Below are 21,010 nucleotides of genomic sequence, written 5' to 3'. Positions count from 1 at the left end.
TAAAATCATCCCGTTTTTGAACAAATTTCTTTTACTTCTATCGCTGTTGCTGTGTTCAATTCATTTATGCTCCCAAAACAATTATAACAAAGGCGTTGGGTATCGCAATCGGGGCGTGTATGATACTGCTCTTTATTATTTCAATGCAGCATTAAAGCATCAACAACAGTTAAAGGATTCGTTTCAACCCATTCGGGTTGTGCTTGAGCGCGGAAAAACTTATCAGTTGAGCGAGAAATATGATTTGGCATTAGCCGATTTCCTGCATGCCCTATCGCTGGGCAAACAATTGAAAGATAATAATTGCATAATGAAGAGTTACATTTATCTGGCAGAATTTTACCGGCATTTGGGGAAGTACACAGAAGCACAGAAATACCTGAATCTTGCAGAAAAACTGGAAACTCATTCCACCATATCTTATCAAACCAAAGCACAATTTTATAATAGGAAAGCAGCAATCTTAACAGAAATTTTAAGCGATAGAGAAGAAATCATTGACTTATCTCAAAAAGCAATAGAAATCAGTCAAAAATACGGCTATCCTGATATCGAAGTTTCTTCTTTGAATCAACTGGGGTATCTTTTTAGCGGTGATGCCACAGCACTTAATTATTACAAAAAAGCGCTTGCTGTATTAAAAAAGCACCAGGATGTTCGCACAGAAGTAGATATATTGATCAATACTTCCCGCTTTTATCAATTGAGCGGCGGGCCGTATAACGAAGGAATTAAGTATGCTGATAAAGGATTGAAGCTTTGTGCCGGGAAAAAGTGGCATTATGCTTCAAAAGAGCTGCATCATATTAAGGCAGCTTGTTATCATGCTTTGGGAAATATTAAAAAAGCAAATGAGGAGTTGGTATATGTGTTAGAATACACCGAAAAACACCTGGCTTCGCAATACGAAAAAAATTGCTGGATGCAGAAACCCAATACCAGGTAAAGCAAAAAGATTTAATTCTGGCCAATGAAAAAAGAAAGCAGAGATTTTAAAACAAGAAAATTTAAGCAAAAGTCAGCAGATTAACGCCATTGCCATTATCGCACTACTGTTAGTACTTTTATTGTTGGTTTCACTGGTTTATTACCTTAAAATCAGGAAAAAAAACAACGAACTGCTTATTTCCAATAACAAAAAAGATGTACTGATTCAGGAAATTCACCATCGGGTAAAAAATAATTTTCAAATCATCAGCGGGCTGATGAATTTGCAATTGAAAAGCATTACCGATCCGGAATCGCAAAAACTGTTTCAGGAAGCTGTGCAGCGCATTCACTCCATGGCGCTTATTCATCAGCAGTTGTATAGTGGCGACAATTTCGACCGGGTAAAAATTGTGCCGTTTTTAAATGAAATTCTCTGCGCATTGGCACATTCGGATTTGAGAAGCCAGAATTTTTTACCATTGAAGGAAGCAACCCAGCGATGCACATCGAACAAGCTGTTCCGTTGGGGATGATCATTCACGAATTAGCCGTCAACTCCCTTAAACATGCTTGGGTTGATAAAAAAATCAAAAAATAACCATACAAATTAAGTGCGATAAGGGGCAGCTTACTTTACACTACAGCGACAACGGAAAAGGACTGCCGTCCGGTTTCAACTTAAAAAGTCCAAATCGCTGGGATTAAAATTGGTAGATTTATTCATTCACAGGCAATTAAAAGGAACCATCGTTTATCAGAACAACAACGGCGCACATTTTATGCTAACTTTTAAAATAAGATAATGGAGCGAAAATATAGAATCCTCATTGCGGAAGATGATGCCATTATTTCAGAAACACTCAAAGATTATGTAGAAGAATTAGGGCATACCGTTATCGGCATTGTTTCCGATATGAAAGAAGCCGAACCTTATTTGGATAAACAACCCGATTTTGTTTTTTAGATATTCGTATGCACGGAAAAGACGAAGGCTTTAAAATTGCCAAAAGGATTAACGAAAACTATCTCATTCCCTTTTTGTTCCTCACCTCTTTTTCCGACAAAAAAACCATTCAACAAGCAGCAACCTATAAACCCGCAGCTTACCTCATAAAACCATTTACCAAACAGAAAATTTATGCAGCCCTGGAAATAGCCATTGCCAAAGTAACCGTAGAAAACGCTGATAAAATAGCACTGAAGGACGGACAAAAATACTATTACATCAACCCTAGGGAAGTGCTGTTTATACAGTCGAAAGACAAGTACCTTACCTTTCAATACCGCCACAAACGCTTGCTGATACGGGCAAATCTTCGGGATGTAACCTCTTTATTGCCCAGTTATTTTGTACAATGCCACCGCTCTTACCTCATCAACACCCTGTTGGTAAGTGCCCAATCGCCTTCGTTTTTTACGCTGGGCAGCCATCAAATTCCCATATCCAAATCGTTCAAAGGAAAATTATAGTTGATGGTTCACATCGTCGTCATTCCGACCGCAGCGCAGCGTAGCGGAGGAATCTCTTTACGAGCAATCTGCTGGTGCTGGAGATTGCTCGGCTCCACTTCGTTCCGCTCACAATGACGATCAACATCGCCGTCATTCCGACCGCAGCGCAGCGTAGTGGAGGAAACTCTTTTGCAAGCAACCTGCTGGTGGACGAGATTGCTCGGCTCCACTTTGTTCCGCTCACAATGACGGTCCACATCGTCGTCATTCCGACCGCAGCGCAGCGGAGCGGAGGAATCTCTTTTGCAAATAGCTTGCTGGAGATTGCTCGGCTCCACTTTGTTCCGCTCACAATGACGGTCCACATCGTCGTCATTCCGACCGCAGCGCAGCGGAGCGGAGGAAACTCCTTTGCAAATAGCTTGCTGGTGCTGGAGATTGCTCGGCTCCACTTCGTTCCGCTCACAATGACATCGTCGAGGTTCGCTCACAATGACGGTCTTCAACCAGCGGCCATCAACCATCGCCGTCATTCCGACCGCAGCGCAGCGGAGCGGAGGAACCTCTTTTTACGAGCAACCTGCTGGTGCTGGAGATTGCTCGGCTTCGCTCGCAATGACATCGTCAATGTTCCGCTCGCAATGACTGTCTGCGACCATTCACCATTGACCATCGACTATTGACCATCGACCATTCCCCATTCCCCAAAACCTTTCATTCACGCCAAAAAACGGCACTTTCACGACAAATATCAGGCAAAATGAGGATTGCTCAAATGTTTTGAGTTTTTTTGGTTAGGAAATAAGCAGCCACCAAAACTAATAATGATGGAGACAAAAAGAATTTCGGAAATCAGCAAAACATACGAAGATGAAGTTTATTTTGCTGCTCAAGCTGCAAAGGTGGCATACCCAATCTATGATAAAAGCGGGAATATAGAAGACCCTAAATTAGAAGGATATGACTTTAAAAATTGGATTTGGGGCGCCACTCCTTTCAATGAGAGTGTAAATAATGAGCCTTTTGTAGCAGTATTTCAATCATCTACGAGTCAAAAAAATGGCTGTTGGCATTTAAAGGTTCAATCACTAAGTGGGATTGGTGGGAAGACTTTAAGGTTGAATTTACTCCTTTTCCCTTTTTTAATCATGGTAATATCGATCATAACCTTTTAGTTGAACAAGGTTTTAAAGACATTTATGCTACCAAAATTTCAGAACAACAAAACAGTTTGCAATATCAATTAATTGATTTTCTGCAAAAAAACAATCCTGAACAATTGCTCATTGCAGCACATAGTTTAGGCAGCGCCTTAGCAGAAATGTTTACGTATGATATTTTAAAAAGCCGAGGCATTATTATTCCCAGCAGCATAGTACACATTAATTACGCTTGCCCAAAAGTTTATAACAATCAAGCTGCATCAGATTTTAGAAGTTTACTTGAAAGTAAAAATCAATATGCTGTTTTGCGAATAGTAAACAAACATGATATAGTTCCAAATTTGCCTATAATCGGAGAAGAACAAGACCCTTACTATTATCATGCGACCGATTATTTTTTAATAGATTTTTGGGAAAAAGATGAATGGGTTGACACTAATTATTATGTTTACCACAGCATGGTTAATTATCAAAATGTAATAAATAAGATAAACATGACACTTCCTATATCAAACCCACAAGAGGGACAAACTTGGGGTATTGACTTTTGGGGAAACAGAATAATACTAAACTATGAAGTTCCCAACAAGGAAACCAAAGAGTGCGATGGGAAATCGGGTTCTTCAATAACTAAAAATATAGACAATTAAGATATTCAAACATGAAAAAAACAATACTCATACTACTCTGCCTTATCTCAGGTTTGGCGGATGCACAAAACACCTTCAACTGGGAATCATTGAACGAATTTGACCCCGCTGAGGAAACCGTAGCCGGTGTTATCGCATCTGTAACACAGAATGGACTTCAGAATGAGGCTTTCAATTATAATTATGGCATTGGAGCTATCGCTATATTCGCTAATGCTGGTTCTAGCGATGGTATGACAGTAACTTTTAGCCAGGCTATAGATGTAGCTTCCATCACATTGATAGATGATGACACAGGCACCCCCAACAGTACCACACTTACCCCAACCGGGGGCAGTAACACAGCCGTTACCCAAACTATAAACAACTGGCAAAATAACCCTTCTTACTCTACGGTAAAGGTCAACTGGTCAAATGTCACTTCATTTACCATCAGCTCTGTTCCGGCAGGCAATTTCCTGGTATTGGATGATATAGTATGGTACCCCGCAGGAACACTTGCTATTACCTTAGGTAGCTTTAATGCCACGCTAACCGGCAACAATTTTTTGGTAAACTGGACAACGCTTACCGAAACCAACAATGCTTCTTTCGATATTCAGGTATCTGCCGATGGTAAAACCTTCCACTCGGTAGGCACGGTACAAAGCCAGGCACCCGGCGGCAATAGTGAGGAGTCTTTACATTACCGCTTTGAGATCAATTATAAGCAGGCAGCAGGTGTAATGGGCGGTGCAGCTGTATTATTGTTGCTGGGCGTGGCATTTCCGATTCGCAGAAAAACCAAAATGTTGGCCGTTGCAGCCGCTGTATTGCTGGGTAGCGTGGCTATTTCCTGCGCTAAAAAAGATGTGTTACCCGCCGCAGACAACAACCCGGTGTACGTACGCATAGTACAAACAGATATAGACGGTACTAAAACCTACACCAAAGTAATAAAAGCTACGAGGCAATAGGGGTTAAGGTTTCAGGTTTCAGGTTCAAAGTTTCAAGTTCCCGGTTTCGGTTTGAAGTTTCCGTTGAACTTTGAACCTTGAACTAACTTTATATCCTGAACAGTATCAATCTTTTGGAGTACTGCTTCCTGCTCCTTCAGGAGCAGGTGGCCGCCGTAGGCGGACGGGTGAGGTTTGGTGCTGACGGACTTGTTCCGCCATAGGCGAATGAGGCGTCCGAACGCTATTTGGGTAGACAATTGAACATCGAATATCGAAACCCAAACCTCCCCAAAAACCTTCCTTTCGCAACAAATATTCCAGATATTTGATAGTTTGGTATTTTTCTTGCTGGTGTTAAGCAAAATCATCAACCCTCAAAACCTTCGAATCATTGATGGTTGAACATTTTTTTCAGAAATTAACCAAAATTACCAACCCTCAAAACCCTCGAACCATGAAGAAAGCAATACTATTTTTATTATTTCTTACCACTACTAACAGCATTTTTGCCCAACTATATGTGGACAAAGATGCTACCGGCAGCAACAACGGCAGCAGTTGGGCCAATGCCTATACCGATTTGCAAGCCGCCATTAATAACGCCAGCGCTGGCCAACAGATTTTTGTAAAAAAGGTACTTACAACCTTAGCGCCAGCATTGTAATGAAAGAAGGCGTAAAAATATACGGCAGCTTTGATGATGGAGAAACCACCCTTGCCAGCCGCACTATTACCCTGCCCCTAACCAACGACCCTGCTGTAAACACCGTACTAAACGGCCAAGGTAATAAACGGGTAATTATCAATGATAACAACGGGCTTAGTGCCGCAGCGGTATTAGACGGCTTTGTGGTGACCGGCGGGAGTGGTGACCGAGGCGGTAGCAGCGGTGGTGGCATCTACAACCAAAATGCTTCGCCCACCCTGCGCAACCTTACCATTAGCGGCAATAGGGTAAACTACTACGGCGGCGGCGGCGGCATGTACAATAACAGCAGCAGCCCCAATATCCGCAATAGTATTATCATGGGCAATACGGAGTACCTCAATAATACTAGTTCCGAGATTCATAATGACAATTCCACACCCAATATACAATACAGCTTAGTACAGGGCATGGCGGTAGATGCTGCAAATCATAACCTTGATGGCACTAGCGTAACAGCAACAAATGTTTTTGTAAACCCGGCAGCTGCCAGCAGTGCACCTACCCCCACAGGCGATTACCGTTTAATAACAAGCAGCCCTGCCATAAATGCCGGCAGCAACAGCCTTTACGAAGCAGCGGATGGCAACAGCACCAATAACAGCATTAATAACGATAGCGACTTGGGTGGTCTGAAACGTTTGCATAACAGCACCATTGATATGGGGCCGTACGAGCAAGGAAGTACCCCACTTGCTATTACCTTAGGTAGCTTTAATGCTACCTGGTTGGCAACAGCCTTTTGGTGAACTGGACAACCATTACCGAAACCAACAATGCTTCTTTCGATATTCAGGTATCTGCCGATGGCAAAACCTTCCACTCGCTGGGTACGGTACAAAGCCAGGCACCCGGCGGCAATAGCCAAGAGCCTTTAAATTACCGCTTTGAGGCCAATTACAAGCAGGCAGCAGGTGTAATGGGCGGTGCAGCTTTAGTATTGTTGTTGCTGGGCATGGCATTTCCGCTTCGTAGAAAAACTAAAGCGTTGGCCGTTGCAGCCGCTGTATTGCTGGGTAGCGTGGCTATTTCCTGCGCTAAAAAAGATATATTTTCAACCGCATACAATAACCCGGTGTATGTACGCATTGTACAAACAGATATAGACGGCAGTAAAACCTACACTAAAGTAATAAAAGCTACAAGGCAATAATCGGGCTTGAAGTTCAATGTATCAGGTTGCATGTTTTTTCGTTGAGCTTTAAACGTTGAACCTTGAACATCGACTGATTTTTGAACGAAGGTAAAAAAACAATTATATTTACCTTCTTTTATATAATCATGTCCATACAAGCCTCATTTATAAAAACTAATAAAGCAAAAATTGCGCTGCAACAATTACCTGAAAAAAATTGAAGCAGTTGCTGCATGCAATAGCAAATGGCATTATTGCTAATGAAGCCGCTATTCTTACAGCCAATCAAAAAGATTTAGCAACAAAAGCAATAAACGATCCAAAAAACGACAGGCTGATGCTGAACAGCGAACGCCTGAAAAATATTGCAAAAGCAATAAAAAAAATTGCAGGGCTTCCTGATCCAACCGGAGCAATATTGTTAGAAAAAACACTGCCCAATGGCATCCTACTCAAAAAAATAGCGGTGCCGCTGGGCGTTGTGGGCGCTATTTATGAAAGTCGCCCCAATGTTACTTACGATATTGCGGCACTTTGCCTGCGCAGCCGCAATGCTTGTGTATTAAAAGGCAGCAGCGATGCGCAACACACCAACAAAGTATCCATCGGTATTATTCAAAAAGCCTTGAAAGAGTTTGGGCTTGATGCCAACACCGTTTGCCTATTGCCGCCGCAGCGCGAAATAGTGCAGGAAATGTTTACTGCCACAAAATATATCGATGTGCTGATTCCGCGCGGATCGGAAGGGTTGATCAATTTTGTACGTCAAAACAGTTTGGTGCCTGTAATTGAAACCGGCGCAGGCGTTTGCCATGTTTATGTAGAACAATCGGCCGATTTGCAAAAGGCTGTTGATATTGTGGTAAACGCAAAAGTAAGCCGGCCGTCTGTTTGCAATGCTGTTGACGCCATCATCGTTGATCAAAAAATTGCTGCCGATTTTTTACCACTTTTAGCCCCAAGGCTGGCCAAGCATGAGGTTGAAATTTTTGCCGATGCGCCATCTTATAAAAACCTGAAAGGTTATCCGCATTTATTTAAAGCTAAAGCAGCAGATTTTGGACGCGAATTTATTTCATTAAAATGCGCCATCAAAACGGTTAAAAATATAGATGAAGCGTTGAGCCATATTTCAAAATATTCTACCAAACATTCCGAAGCGATTGTTTCGAAAGATAAAAAAGCTCAACAACGCTTTGTTACAGAAGTGGATGCAGCGGCTGTTTATACCAATGCCTCAACCAGATTTACCGATGGAGAAGAATTTGGATTGGGTGCAGAAATTGGCATCTCCACTCAAAAGCTACACGCCCGAGGCCCTTTTGCGCTGGAAAAATTAGTAACTGAAAAATGGATTTTGGAGGGCAATGGACAAGTAAGGTAATTGCCTGAACCTGTATGTAAGAATTACAATGTACGAGTTATCTGGAACCTGACATATCAACTTTTCCAATAAAATGATAGTATTAAATGATACTATCATTCACCAGAGTCTGATAACAATCGAATAAATAGGATGCCCTATATTCTGTAGTACAAGAGAGTGACACAACACCGATGCCATATATTTATTGCCGGTAAACAAAAAATTATGTCAAAATTTCTCAATCTTTCAACTCATTTAATCCGGAAGCTACGCATCCGGCAATTGTAGTCCGGATCTGCGTTCTTCTCAACCTTTCAACTTTTCAACCAGTCAACTACTTCCCCATTCCCTAAATAATCATTAATTTAGCCGCCACATTAAAAAAGCATTGTTTATGCCCCAGGTAGCAAACAGACAGTTTCTTGATTTTGAAAAGCCGATCAAAGATTTGTTGGATGAAATTGAATTGACTTCGGAAAGAGAAAGGAAAACAGATATCGATCTGAGCGGTCAGATAGAACAGCTCGAACATAAAGTAGGCGAAACCCGTAAAACTATTACACATAATCTTACGGACTGGCAACGTGTGCAGTTGAGCCGTCACCCAGACAGGCCTTATACGCACAAGTATATTGAGTTGATGACGGAAAATTATGTGGAGCTTTACGGCGATCGAAATATAAAAGATGATAAAGCAATGGTTGGAGGATTTGCTTCGCTTGACGGGCAAACCGTGATGATCATTGGTCAGCAAAAGGGATCCAATACCAAAAAACGCCAGTTGCGCAATTTTGGTATGGCCAATCCTGAAGGCTATCGCAAGGCTTTGCGCTTAATGAAGCTGGCCGAAAAATTTAACAAGCCCATTGTTACCTTAATCGATACGCCCGGCGCCTATCCCGGCCTGGAAGCAGAAGAACGCGGACAAGGCGAAGCTATTGCGCGCAACATATACGAAATGATGCGACTTAAAGTGCCCGTTATTTGCGTTATTATTGGCGAAGGCGCCAGCGGTGGCGCTTTAGGCATTGGCGTTGGCGACAGGGTTTACATGATGGAAAACACATGGTACACGGTTATTTCTCCGGAAAACTGCAGCACTATTTTGTGGCGTAGCTGGGATTTTAAAATGAAAGCTGCTGAGCAACTTAAACTTACATCAACCAAAATGAAAGAGTTTGGCCTCATAGACGAAATCATTCCCGAGCCCGATGGCGGCGCTCATTGGGACTATGACACGGCCGCTCAAAATTTAAAGAAGCAGATACTTGCAGGCCTTGATGAACTAAAAAGCATGAAGCCCGACAAGCGCGTGGAAGCCCGCATTGATAAGTTTAGCAAAATGGGCTTCTGGGAAGAAGTGTAACAAGAGTTAACAGATGATGGTTGATAGTTGACAGTATTTTTATTGTCCCGGCTTTAGTGCTACTATCGTCTTTGTTGCGTCGCACTCTTGTACTACACAATATAATTGGGCAAACATCTATTGTCCATTCATTATTCACTATTAATTATTCACTAAAACATATGTCTCTACAACAAAAACTTACAGGAACGGGCATCGCAATTGTAACACCGTTCACCACCAGCGGAGACTTCGACTGGACCACTTTAGAAAATCTTATTAATTTCTGGATTGATAGTAAAGTAGAATATCTTGTAGTAGCAGGTACCACCGGCGAAAGTGCTACACTTACAAGAGAAGAAGAACAAGCTCTTTTCAATTTTGTAAAAGAAAAAACTGCCGGGCGTGTAGCATTGGTTGCAGGCATTGGCGGAAACGATACGCGCGAAGTAGTAGAAGCATTTAAAACAATGCAGTTGGATGGCTATGATGCCATTCTTTCTGTTGCGCCTTATTACAACAAACCCGGACAAGAAGGTTTATACCAACATTATAAAATCATCAGCGAGGCAGCACCCTTGCCCGTTATTATGTACAACGTGCCGGGAAGAACGGGCCAAAGCGTAAGCGCCGAAACGACCGTTCGCATTGCAAAAGATTGTAAAAATATCATTGCAACAAAAGAAGCTTCAGGAAGTTTTGATCAGTTCAATTATATCATGAAACATAAACCAGCCGACTTTATGTTGATAAGCGGAGATGATCCTGTTGCGCTTCCTATGATTGCATTAGGCGCTAAAGGTGTTATTTCTGTTGTAGCCAATGCTTATCCCAAAGAGTTTAGCGATATGATTCGGCTTTGCCTGGCTGGCAAATTTGAAGAGGCCCTTCCTCAACATTTAAGATTTATAGAAATCATCGCATCATTATTTACCGAAGGCAGCCCTGCAGGAGTAAAACAATACATGAAAGAGTTGGGCTTATGCAGTCTGGACGCACGTTTGCCGATTGTTCCGGTTAGCGAAAAGCATGCAACTTATATTAAGAAATTGATGAGTGAGTTTTAAACATACCATAGCCCAAGTTTAAACCTTGGGCTATTATTATAAGCCATCGACCATTTTATTTACCCTTTTTCAAACAATGCTTTCAACTCTTTCGCATCACCTGGTTTCATTTTTCCTCCCAAAATCAACCTCACCTGCCGACGGCGTAAAGCACCGTTAAACAGCTCCATGTCTTCTTCGGTTTCAGGTTTCAAATCCGCTGCCGCCTTAGGTTTTCCCGCTTCATCCAAAGCAACAAAAGTGTAATATGCCGTATTGCTTTGGTATTTGTTTTGTGCTACCAAATCTTCTCCCCACACATTTAAATAAACTTCCATTGAAGTGTTAAATGCACGCGTAACACGAGCTTCAATATGAACTGCATTACCAAGCTTGATGGAGTTCATAAAAGAAAGATTATCTACCGAAGCTGTAACTACCGGCGCGTTACTGTGTTTCTGTGCAGCTAAAGCAGCAGCAATATCCATCCAATACATCAATCTGCCGCCCATTAAGTTGCCAAACACATTCGTATCGTTGGGCAACACAAGCTCTGTCATAATTACTAAACTATCTGCAGGTTTCTTAGCCATCCTATTTTTTTGCAAATGTAGCCGCAAATTGCAGACTTTTACCGTTCTTTAACTCAAACTGTTTATAAAACGATCTAGACATGAGTGCAATACTAACCGATAACAATGCTTTAACCCGCAACAAGGAACATAAAATATTACTGTATTTCATGCTTTGCTGGTTTATTGTAAATGCGCTACAGGCTTACTTCCTAGGGCTTGAAGGCGATGAAGCTTACTATTGGCATCTTTCTCAAAACATCGACTGGAGCTATTTCGATCATCCGCCGGTGGTTGCATTACTTATTCGCATTGGAGAAAGCTTTGGCCACGGTTCTTTATTTACGAGGTTGGGCACTGTAATCGTTACAACGTTATCGGTAGGGATTATTTACAAAGCGCTACCCGATTATCTGAAAAATATTAAATGGTATATTTTCATTTGCGCTTCTACCTTGCTACTTAATGTTTACAGTTTTATTACAACACCCGATGCTCCATTACTATTTTTTGCTTCACTTTTTTTATTAACCTACAAAAGCTTTCTAAATAAACGAAGCGTAGGCAACAGTTTGCTAATGGCCCTGTGTATAACAGGTATGTTTTACAGCAAGTATCATGGTATTTTATTGATTGTATTTGTTGTGTTATCAAATTTAAAAATACTTGCTAACAGATATTTCTGGCTTACTGTTTTTATAACTACCCTACTTTTCCTGCCACATATTTACTGGCAATACCAGCACGACTGGCCCAGCTTCAGGTATCATCTAAATGAGCGGTTAGCAAGGCATTACAGAATCAATCATACAACAGATTATTTATCGGGGCAGATATTAGTTTTCGGCCCATTCATTTCATTGCTATTTTATGCAACCTGTTATCGCCTGAAAATTAAAGACCAATTGCTGAGAACACATTTGTTCATTTTTGCCGGCACTTTAATATTCTTTCTTATCTCATCATTTAAAAATACTGTTGAAGCACATTGGACATTAATTGCCGTTCCATCGTTTATTACTTTGTGTATGGCCTTAATAAATAACGGCACCCAAAAATATCAACGTCTTTTCAAAAAATTTGCTATCGCCAATATTGCAATTATAATTCTTGCCAGAATTTTGTTTTTAATTCCCAACTCACCATTTACTTTGATCAGGCACTATTATCCTTTCTTTTACGGAAAGCAATGGGCAGAAACCTTACATCATACAGTTGGAGAAACGCCTGTTGTATTTGAAAATTCTTACGTGCTTCCTTCTTTATATAAATATTATTACAGCGATGTAACTGCCATCGACTACAACACCAAAAGTTATAGAAAAACAAATTACAACCTGGAGAATGACTGCCTGATTGCAGGACAAAAAGTTTGGCATTACCAGATGACCAGCGAGCGAGATTCTTCACTAAAGTATATTGATACCAAATACAATCCAGGGAAACTTTATCCAATTGAACAATTCACATGCGTGAACGCGCTTAAGATAGAACCTAAACAATTACCTGAAAACCTGAAGATAAATAGTGAATATCCCATTCAAATCGTTTTAGAAAATAAATCAGAGGAAGCAATTAGTCTTTACAATTCTCTCGAAATAGATTATGCTTTCTTCATTGCGAAGGGAGAATTCATCAATTCTGAAGAGGATTATAAAATAACAGGCGACAAAATTTTACCTCATCAAAAAATCCTGATGGATATAAATTTAAAATCACCTGAAAAACCAGGGATTTATAAGTTGTTGTTTTCAATAAAAAATCGTTCTTTTTCTGGAAATTTTGCCAGCGCCTTTTATACGGTTAAGGTTGAATAGGTACAAAAAGAGTAAAAGGACACGTCATTCACATTGGCTAATTAGCTAATTGGGCTTATCTTTGCGACCCTGTCAAAATGTCTTTTATTTGGCGTAGCACTGTTTTTGACTGGGTTTGTCTTTTAAAAGAATTAAATTATTAATATAATATCATGTTTGGTTTCCTATCGAAAGTCTTTGGCGGCAGCAAGTCTGAAAAAGATACAAAAAAACTTCAACCGATTATTGAAAAAGTAAATACTTTTTTCAACCAATATCAGTCTCTTACAAATGATGAACTTCGTAATAAAACACTGGAGTTCAGAGAGCGTATTAAACAACATCTTAGCAAAATTGATGAAGAGATCAATGCCTTAAAAACAAATGCCGACGCCCTGTCGCATGAAGCATTAATTGAAAAAGATAATATTTACAAGCAGGTTGATGAGCTAAAGAAAGATCGTAATAAAGAAATTGAGAAGGCCTTAGAAGAAATTATGCCCGAAGCTTTTGCTGTGATGAAAGAAACAGCACGAAGGTTTAAGGAAAATGAAACAGTAGTATCTAAAGCCACAGATCTTGACAAAGAATTAAGTGTAAAAAGTGAACATATAACTATTGACGGCGACAACGCAATTTATAGCAATACATGGACAGCTGCTGGTGGTAAAGTCACCTGGAACATGTTGCATTATGACGTACAGCTGATTGGTGGCGCCGTTTTACACAGCGGTAAAATTGCCGAAATGGCAACCGGTGAAGGTAAAACGCTGGTTTCTACTTTGCCTGCATATTTGAATGCATTGGCGGGAGAAGGTGTTCATATCGTAACGGTGAACGATTACCTGGCTCGTCGTGACCAGGAATGGAACGGACCCATATTTGAATGGTTAGGCCTGCGTGTAGATTGTATTGATAAGCACCAGCCAAATACTGCGGCAAGAAGAAATGCTTACTTAGCAGATATCACCTACGGAACCAATAATGAATTTGGCTTCGATTACTTGCGTGATAATATGGTGCATACTGCTGATGAAATGGTACAACGCAAGCACCATTATGCAATGGTAGATGAGGTTGACAGTGTATTGATTGATGATGCCCGAACACCGCTCATTATTAGTGGACCAGTTGATAAAGGTGATGATCAGCAATATCATATTCACAAACCGCGTGTACATCAGCTGTTTCAGGAGCAGGAAAAAATAGTACGAGTTGCTTTAAATGAAGCAAAAAAATTAATTGAAAAAGGCGAAGACGATCCTAAAACAGGCGGGCTTCATTTGTTCCGTGCTTTCCGTGGGCTTCCAAAATATAATCCGCTAATTAAATTTTTGAGCGAGCCGGGCATAAAAGTAAAACTTCAAAAAGCCGAAAATTATTATCTGCAGGATCAGGAACGCAATATGCATATCATTGATGAAGAGTTACTATTCAGAATTGATGAAAAAAATAAATCGGTTGATCTTACTGAAAAAGGATTAGGTGCTATTACCAAATCTGGGGAAGATTCTGAATTCTTTGTATTACCCGATATTAGTGTAAGCCTTGCAGACATTGAAACGAGTGATGCTCCAGCAGAAGAAAAGCTAAAACAAAAAGAAGCTATTCTTAGCGACTATTCTCAAAAAGCCGATCGTATTCACTCTGTACAGCAATTGCTGAAAGCTTATGCATTGTTTGAAAAAGATGTGGAATATGTAGTGATTGATGGCGCTATTAAAATTGTAGATGAACAAACAGGCCGTATCATGGATGGACGCCGTTACAGCGACGGTTTACACCAGGCTTTGGAAGCGAAAGAAAATGTAAAAATAGAAGCTGCTACCCAAACCTACGCTACTGTTACATTACAGAATTTTTTCAGGATGTATCACAAGCTAGCGGGCATGACCGGTACAGCTGAAACTGAAGCTGGTGAGTTATGGAGCATTTATAAATTAGATGTAGTAAGTATTCCTACTAACGTTCCTATTATAAGAGATGACAAGCAGGATCTTGTTTATAAAACAAAACGCGAAAAATACAAGGCAGTAATTGACGAAATAGAAATACTGCGTAATGCAGGCAGGCCGGTACTGGTAGGTACTACTTCGGTTGAGATCAGTGAACTGTTGGGACGCATGCTGCAGCAGAAGAAAATTCCGCACAATGTATTAAACGCAAAACAACACTCGCGTGAGGCTAATGTTGTTGCCGAAGCCGGGTTGGCTGGTGCTGTAACAATCGCCACCAATATGGCTGGTCGTGGTACCGATATTAAATTAGGAGCTGGTGTAAAAGATGCAGGCGGACTTGCTATTATTGGTACAGAACGTCACGAAAGTCGTCGTGTTGACAGGCAGTTGCGTGGTCGTGCCGGTCGCCAGGGAGATCCGGGTAGTTCACAATTCTATGTTTCATTAGAAGATGATTTGATGCGTATGTTCGGTAGCGAGCGTATTGCAGGCATGATGGATAAACTGGGTTATAAAGAAGGAGATGTGATACAACACAGCATGATTAGTAACTCCATCCAACGCGCACAGAAAAAGTAGAAGAAAACAACTTTGGGATACGTAAAAGATTATTGGAGTATGATGATGTAATGAACAAACAAAGAAATGCGGTATATGAAAAGAGAAACCACGCTTTGTTTGGAGAAAGGCTATCACTTGATATTGACAATGCCTTTTCAATTGTTGCTGAAAGCCTTGCTTCTTCGTTCAAAGAACAGGAAGATTTTGAAGGCTTCAAACTGGCATGTATTGTCAATTTCGGCATGGATACATCTATTACACAGGATGATTTCAAATCACTTGATGCAGGTAAGCTGGCTGACAAGTTATACACAGAAGCGATACAGAGTTACACCAATCATGTGGACAGTATAGGGAAAAAAGCCATTCCTGTATTTAAAGATATCCGCGCCAGCCAGGGCAGCCACATTGAAAATGTTGTAGTGCCCTTTACGGATGGCAGAAAAGCGATCAACGTATTAGCACCACTTGACAAAACAGTTGAGACTAACGGACAAGCGCTTACTTCAAGTATGGAAAAATCAATCACACTTGCTGTAATTGATGAAGCATGGAAAGATCATTTACGATCGATGGATGATTTAAAACAAAGTGTACAAACAGCGTATTTGGAGCAAAAAGATCCATTGGTAATTTATAAAGTAGAAGCTTTCCAATTGTTCAATAACATGACGACAAACTTGAACAAGGATATCATTGCTTTCTTAACTCAAGCTAATTTACCAGATCAGCAACAGCAAAATAATCAGATCAAAGAAGGGCGCCAGGAAAAAACAGACCTTAGCAAACTAAGCGCTAACAAAGATCAGATCGATGCGGCTGGTAATGATTATGCTGCAAACGAAAACGATTATTTCGATCCTTCGGCGCCGCCGGTGAAACAGGAGCCTATCCGGGTAGGGCCAAAAATTGGAAGAAACGATCCTTGTCCTTGTGGTAGCGGCAAAAGTACAAACAATGCCACGGAAAAGGCAGCGAATAAAATATCTCAATCCCTTCAAAATTTTGGAGGGATTTTTTAGGTAAAAAAGTTATTTAAACTCTTGATTCGTATTGATAACAGAATAACGTTCCCACTGATTTTCAACAGATTTAAAACACCGCAGATTGTAGCAGATTCTGCGCCAATCTGCGCAAAAAAATCAGCGAGCATCTGCTGGGAAAACGCCTTAAGCTCAAAAGGTTAACCACTTTATCTTATAAAATGCAGCTTGTTCCACTAATCATATTAGCTCTTTTAGCAACTTTTAAACAGTGTAACAAAAATCATACGTCATCTCCTGATTCCGACACCACACTCCAACGGCTTTGCACAGAAGCGAAGGAGGGCATATTGACTGTAACGCAATTGGCAACAACCGATACATTTGCCGAGGCTTTAAAAATATCAGAAATGCAGAAGCATTAGATAACAAAGAACATATGATTTCTTTCGGAAAAGATTGGAGCGGAAAGGTTATAAAGTCTGATGCCTTCGCCGGAAATATTAACAACGGCTCAATACCTTCTATCAGTAACCGCTTTGCTGATATACACATTCATACTGATCAATCGCCTCCTTCCAGCGGAGACATTTATGGATTTATTGATGAGGTAATAATCGATTCCAATTACATACGATATGTAGCTACACCGAATGGACTTATGTATGCGCTCATTCTTACCAACAAACAATCTGCTATAAATTTCAATCTTAAATATCCCAGAAGGCCAGGGATAACTGTGCAAAATGCGGATGGAAGTAGTATTAAATATCAGCCTACTTTCCCACAAATATTGGTTGATGAATTTGATCAGATCAAAGGCTGGGGCGGCGCTTCAAAAGAATTGGCGACAGCCTTCCTGCTTGCAAAATACAACACAGGCGTGGCGCTGCTGAAAGAAGATGATGACGGATCTTTCAGAAGATTAATAACCAAAGAGACTAAAGATCGTAATGGCAATAAAATATATACAGCGTATAATTGCGAGTAAATATTTTGATTAGCGCGAGCTAACAATTTGCATTGTAAAATTATTTTTGTGGCTATTGTATCGTCATTGCGAGCGCAACGTAGTGAAGTCGAGCAATCCCAGAATAGCCCGAAGATCCCTCGGCTACGTTTCACTTCGCTCGGGATGACGGTAAATCCGCGTTTATATAGGATGAGTTATATTCCACAGTTGAAGGGAGTGACACAACACCGACGCCACATGTTCACTGATGACTTAAAAAATATCCTGCGCGTATTTAATGATACTTACAACTCATTAAATGTTCTGTCGTACCTTTGCCTGCGACAGTTCAATTCAACTCTAAATCCATAACGCTTATGGATGATTTTCTTGCGGCTCGTTCGCAAATGGCACTTTCTCTTGGGTTTCACATCATCTTCGCATGTATTGGTATGATCATGCCATTTTTCATGGCTGTATCCCATTACAAATGGTTGAAGACAGGTGATGCCACTTATAAAAATGTTACCAAAGCCTGGAGCCGTGGCGTTGCCATCTTCTTTGCAACAGGTGCTGTTTCGGGTACAGTGTTATCTTTTGAATTGGGTTTATTATGGCCCGAATTTATGAAACATGCCGGACCTATTTTCGGTATGCCTTTCTCTTTAGAAGGAACTGCTTTTTTATTGAAGCTATTGCGCTGGGTTTTTATTTATATGGATGGAACCGCTTCAACAAATGGTTTCATTGGTTTACGGGTGTTATAGTTGGTGTAAGCGGCCTTGCTTCCGGAATATTAGTGGTAGCTGCTAACGCGTGGATGAACAGCCCGACAGGGTTTGATTATGTAAACGGAAAGTATGTCAATGTTGATCCGATTGCTGCTATGTTTAACGATGCATGGCTATCGCAGGCCATACACATGATATTAGCAGCAACAGTAGCTACAGGATTTGCAGTTGCCGGAGTACATGCATTGATGATATTGAAGGGAAAAAACATTTCCTTTCATAGGAAAGCCTTTAGAATTGCAGCCATATTTGCAGTAATAAGCGCCATACTTCAACCACTCAGCGGCGATTTTTCAGCTAAAGATGTAGCTAAAAGACAACCGGCGAAGCTCGCTGCGATGGAAGCCCATTTTAAAACAGAAGAAAACGCTCCGCTTATTATTGGCGGTGTGCCTGATGAAAAAACGGAAACGGTTAAGTATGCTATTAAGATTCCAGGTGGGTTAAGCTTTTTAGCACATGGCGATTTTAATGCAAAAGTTACCGGATTGGATGCTATTCCTAAAAATGAAAGGCCACCCGTTGCAGTTGTTCATTATGCCTTTCAGGTAATGATATTTCTGGGTGTTGGTATGATGCTGATCGCATTTTTGTATTTGTTTATTTTATGGAGAAAGAAAGGCTGGCTTGAAAAAGATGGTTGTTGAAACTTTTTGTAGTAGCTATTCCGGCTGGTTTTATTGCTGTTGAAGCTGGCTGGATCGTAACAGAGGTTGGCCGCCAGCCCTGGATTATGTATGGTTATATGCGTACCATCGATGCTGTAACGCCAATGCCGGGCATTGTATATTCCTTTTATATTTTTTCTGCGGTTTATCTTTCTTTAAGCGTTATTGTAATAGTGCTTCTATACCGGCAGGTAAAAATGGTAGGTACATTATATGATCTTCCGACAGATGAAAAATTAAAAACTCAACTATCGTGATTTACGTGGTGATGGCATATTTGTGGGCTGCTGTTCTGTTATATGTTTTGATGGGCGGAGCAGATTTCGGCGCGGGTGTTCTTGAATTTCTTTCTACACAAAAAGTAAAGACCGCACGCGCAAAGTAATGTACCGCGCTATCGGTCCCATTTGGGAGGCCAATCACATGTGGCTGATCATTGCAATAGTAATTTTGTTTGTAGGATTTCCGGTCATTTATACTACCATGTCCATTTACCTGCATATACCATTAACCATAATGTTGTTGGGCATTATTGCTCGCGGTACGGCTTTTACTTTTAGGAATTATGATGCAGTGAAAGACAAGATGCAGGTTGTTTATTCCAAAACGTTCATGTATTCAAGTGTTATCACACCTTTATTTTTAGGTATCATTGCAGGCAGCGCTGTGTCTGGCAGAATTGATCCTAACGCCAATAACTTTCTGGATGCTTATGTATTTAGCTGGCTGGCGCCATTTCCTGTGGCTGTCGGTATTTTCACAGTAATTATCTGCGCATTCTTAGCTTCCATTTTTATTATTGGAGAAACGAAATCAGAGGAAGATAAAACGAGATTTGTAACAAAATCCAAACACATGAGCCTGGCAGCGCTGATCGCCGCTGTTCTTGTTTTTATAGTAGCTACCATTGAAAATATTCCTTTGGCACATTGGCTTTTTGGCAATCCGGTAAGTATAGCCTGCGTTCTGTTGGCCATCGCCTCATTAATATGGATGTGGGCTTCTTTATTTACAAGGCAAACAAAATTATTACGTGTTATTGCCGCAGCACAGATAACCTTATTACTTGTTGCTATCACTTACGAACATTATCCGGTATTGATCAATTTAAAAAACAGTGAAGGGCTTTCCCTTTTAACACAACATGGAGATGTCAAAACCATTCGCTCACTTGGTATTGCGTTACTGGCTGGCAGCGTTTTGATTCTCCCCTCTTTGTTTTATCTTCTTTACAGTTTCTCCAATAGACAGGAAGAATAAAAATATCTTTAACAAACAATTATTTTAACTCGTAGCTAATAGCGATTTCACATCTGTTATTTTTATATATGCAATACCGATACTACCTCATCTTCACTTTGCTGACAACCACCTTTTCTGCGGCTGGCCAGAATGTTGTTAAAGGACGCGTAAACAATTTTACTTACGACACGCTATCCTTTTTAGCAAATGCAAGCGTAACCAATACTACCCGAAACGCATCTGTGTTAACAGATCAATACGGATATTATTCAATTCCAGCAAATGAGAACGATCGCATTGTATATTCTCACACAGGTTTTATAAGTGATACAGTAATCGTACAATCTCAATTTTTTATTTCGGGATATGATGCAGCATTGATCGAAGAGGCAGCGTTTCTTGCTGGTGTAACTGTTATGTCCGAGTACAGAAGAGATTCTATAAGACGCAGGCAACAATATGCATTTGCTTATGAAAAACCGCCTGGTATTACAGGAGGGAATACACCACAGGCTGGCGTTGGAATTGTTTTAAGCCCTTTTAGTTTTTTTTTTCCAAAGACAAAAAGAAACGCGGCTGTTGAAGAAAAGATTACAAAAGCAGGAAGAAGAAGCGTATATAGATTATGTTTTCGCGCCGGCATGGGTAAGCTCTTTAACCGGACTTAAAGGTGATTCTTTACAATTATTTATGAATAGGTACCGGCCTTCTTACGAGTTTTGCAGGCAACATCATAACCGTGCTGAAATGATTACA

General features: G+C 40.6%; 21 protein-coding genes and 1 pseudogene. 21 read left to right on the top strand and 1 reads right to left on the bottom strand.

Going from position 1 to position 21,010, the window contains the following annotated elements:
* Positions 1-16: 16 nt before the first annotated feature.
* The 13 genes from MKP09_RS03655 (at position 17) to dapA (ending at position 10,752) form a co-directional block, all read left to right on the top strand.
* On the top strand, positions 17-946 hold the full coding sequence (locus MKP09_RS03655; RefSeq protein ID WP_240826481.1) for a tetratricopeptide repeat protein: 930 nt from the start codon (positions 17-19) through the stop codon (positions 944-946).
* 121 nt (positions 947-1,067) lie between these two features.
* The gene (locus MKP09_RS03650) at positions 1,068-1,463 is read left to right on the top strand and encodes a sensor histidine kinase (protein WP_240826480.1); all 396 of its coding nucleotides are present in this window, start codon (positions 1,068-1,070) and stop codon (positions 1,461-1,463) included.
* Positions 1,464-1,732: 269 nt separating this feature from the next.
* A complete protein-coding gene (locus MKP09_RS03645; RefSeq protein ID WP_240826479.1) occupies positions 1,733-1,894 on the top strand; it encodes a response regulator in 162 nt (53 codons plus the stop codon).
* An 8-nt stretch (positions 1,895-1,902) separates the two neighbouring features.
* Positions 1,903-2,400, top strand: a complete 498-nt coding sequence (locus MKP09_RS03640; protein ID WP_240826478.1) for a LytR/AlgR family response regulator transcription factor — start codon at positions 1,903-1,905, stop codon at positions 2,398-2,400.
* 74 nt (positions 2,401-2,474) lie between these two features.
* Positions 2,475-3,065 carry a hypothetical protein gene (locus tag MKP09_RS03635; RefSeq protein ID WP_240826477.1) on the top strand — a complete coding sequence of 197 codons (591 nt, stop codon included), beginning with the start codon at positions 2,475-2,477 and terminating at the stop codon, positions 3,063-3,065.
* A gap of 383 nt (positions 3,066-3,448) precedes the next feature.
* Entirely contained in the window at positions 3,449-4,195 is a 747-nt protein-coding gene (locus tag MKP09_RS03630) for a lipase family protein (protein WP_240826476.1), read from the top strand.
* 11 nt (positions 4,196-4,206) lie between these two features.
* The gene (locus MKP09_RS03625) at positions 4,207-5,151 is read left to right on the top strand and encodes a hypothetical protein (RefSeq protein WP_240826475.1); all 945 of its coding nucleotides are present in this window, start codon (positions 4,207-4,209) and stop codon (positions 5,149-5,151) included.
* 436 nt (positions 5,152-5,587) lie between these two features.
* Positions 5,588-5,797 (top strand): hypothetical protein, encoded by a 210-nt coding sequence (locus MKP09_RS03620; protein ID WP_240826474.1) that lies wholly within the window; start codon positions 5,588-5,590, stop codon positions 5,795-5,797.
* Entirely contained in the window at positions 5,797-6,588 is a 792-nt protein-coding gene (locus tag MKP09_RS03615) for a choice-of-anchor Q domain-containing protein (RefSeq protein WP_240826473.1), read from the top strand. Before MKP09_RS03620 ends, MKP09_RS03615 begins: the two co-directional genes overlap by 1 nt.
* A complete protein-coding gene (locus MKP09_RS03610; protein ID WP_240826472.1) occupies positions 6,585-6,992 on the top strand; it encodes a hypothetical protein in 408 nt (135 codons plus the stop codon). The genes MKP09_RS03615 and MKP09_RS03610 overlap by 4 nt, the downstream gene beginning before the upstream one ends.
* A 208-nt stretch (positions 6,993-7,200) precedes the next feature.
* Positions 7,201-8,358: a glutamate-5-semialdehyde dehydrogenase gene (locus MKP09_RS03605; RefSeq protein WP_240826471.1), complete on the top strand. Its 1,158-nt coding sequence runs from the start codon at positions 7,201-7,203 to the stop codon at positions 8,356-8,358.
* A 376-nt stretch (positions 8,359-8,734) separates the two neighbouring features.
* Complete coding sequence (locus tag MKP09_RS03600) at positions 8,735-9,706, top strand: acetyl-CoA carboxylase carboxyltransferase subunit alpha (protein ID WP_240826470.1); 972 nt, start codon at positions 8,735-8,737, stop codon at positions 9,704-9,706.
* 161 nt (positions 9,707-9,867) lie between these two features.
* The gene (gene dapA, locus MKP09_RS03595; protein ID WP_240826469.1) at positions 9,868-10,752 is read left to right on the top strand and encodes a 4-hydroxy-tetrahydrodipicolinate synthase; all 885 of its coding nucleotides are present in this window, start codon (positions 9,868-9,870) and stop codon (positions 10,750-10,752) included.
* A 59-nt stretch (positions 10,753-10,811) separates the two neighbouring features.
* On the opposite strand, the gene MKP09_RS03590 is transcribed toward dapA, so the two are convergent.
* On the bottom strand, positions 10,812-11,324 hold the full coding sequence (locus tag MKP09_RS03590; protein ID WP_240826468.1) for an acyl-CoA thioesterase: 513 nt from the start codon (positions 11,322-11,324) through the stop codon (positions 10,812-10,814).
* A gap of 80 nt (positions 11,325-11,404) precedes the next feature.
* Here MKP09_RS03590 and MKP09_RS03585 point away from each other — a divergent pair, with 80 nt between their 5' ends.
* The 8 genes and pseudogenes from MKP09_RS03585 (at position 11,405) to MKP09_RS03550 (ending at position 20,922) form a co-directional block, all read left to right on the top strand.
* A complete protein-coding gene (locus MKP09_RS03585; RefSeq protein ID WP_240826467.1) occupies positions 11,405-13,120 on the top strand; it encodes an ArnT family glycosyltransferase in 1,716 nt (571 codons plus the stop codon).
* Positions 13,121-13,272: 152 nt separating this feature from the next.
* Positions 13,273-15,636, top strand: a complete 2,364-nt coding sequence (locus tag MKP09_RS03580; RefSeq protein WP_240826466.1) for a preprotein translocase subunit SecA — start codon at positions 13,273-13,275, stop codon at positions 15,634-15,636.
* A gap of 50 nt (positions 15,637-15,686) precedes the next feature.
* The gene (locus MKP09_RS03575) at positions 15,687-16,640 is read left to right on the top strand and encodes an SEC-C metal-binding domain-containing protein (RefSeq protein WP_240826465.1); all 954 of its coding nucleotides are present in this window, start codon (positions 15,687-15,689) and stop codon (positions 16,638-16,640) included.
* Between the two features lie 286 nt (positions 16,641-16,926).
* Positions 16,927-17,592 (top strand): hypothetical protein, encoded by a 666-nt coding sequence (locus MKP09_RS03570; protein WP_240826464.1) that lies wholly within the window; start codon positions 16,927-16,929, stop codon positions 17,590-17,592.
* A gap of 338 nt (positions 17,593-17,930) precedes the next feature.
* Positions 17,931-18,991, top strand: a pseudogene (locus MKP09_RS03560) (cytochrome ubiquinol oxidase subunit I).
* Positions 18,988-19,269: a cytochrome ubiquinol oxidase subunit I gene (locus tag MKP09_RS25345; protein WP_262915100.1), complete on the top strand. Its 282-nt coding sequence runs from the start codon at positions 18,988-18,990 to the stop codon at positions 19,267-19,269. The pseudogene MKP09_RS03560 and the gene MKP09_RS25345 overlap by 4 nt, the downstream one beginning before the upstream one ends.
* A gap of 127 nt (positions 19,270-19,396) precedes the next feature.
* Complete coding sequence (locus tag MKP09_RS03555; RefSeq protein ID WP_240826462.1) at positions 19,397-20,272, top strand: cytochrome d ubiquinol oxidase subunit II; 876 nt, start codon at positions 19,397-19,399, stop codon at positions 20,270-20,272.
* Positions 20,273-20,340: 68 nt separating this feature from the next.
* A complete protein-coding gene (locus tag MKP09_RS03550; protein WP_240826461.1) occupies positions 20,341-20,922 on the top strand; it encodes a hypothetical protein in 582 nt (193 codons plus the stop codon).
* The last annotated feature ends 88 nt before the right edge of the window (positions 20,923-21,010 follow it).

The organism is Paraniabella ginsengisoli, assembly GCF_022513635.1.
GTDB lineage: Bacteria > Bacteroidota > Bacteroidia > Chitinophagales > Chitinophagaceae > Niabella > Niabella ginsengisoli.
The sequence above is the reverse complement of the archived record's forward strand: the minus strand, read 5'-3'. Positions and strand labels throughout refer to the sequence as shown.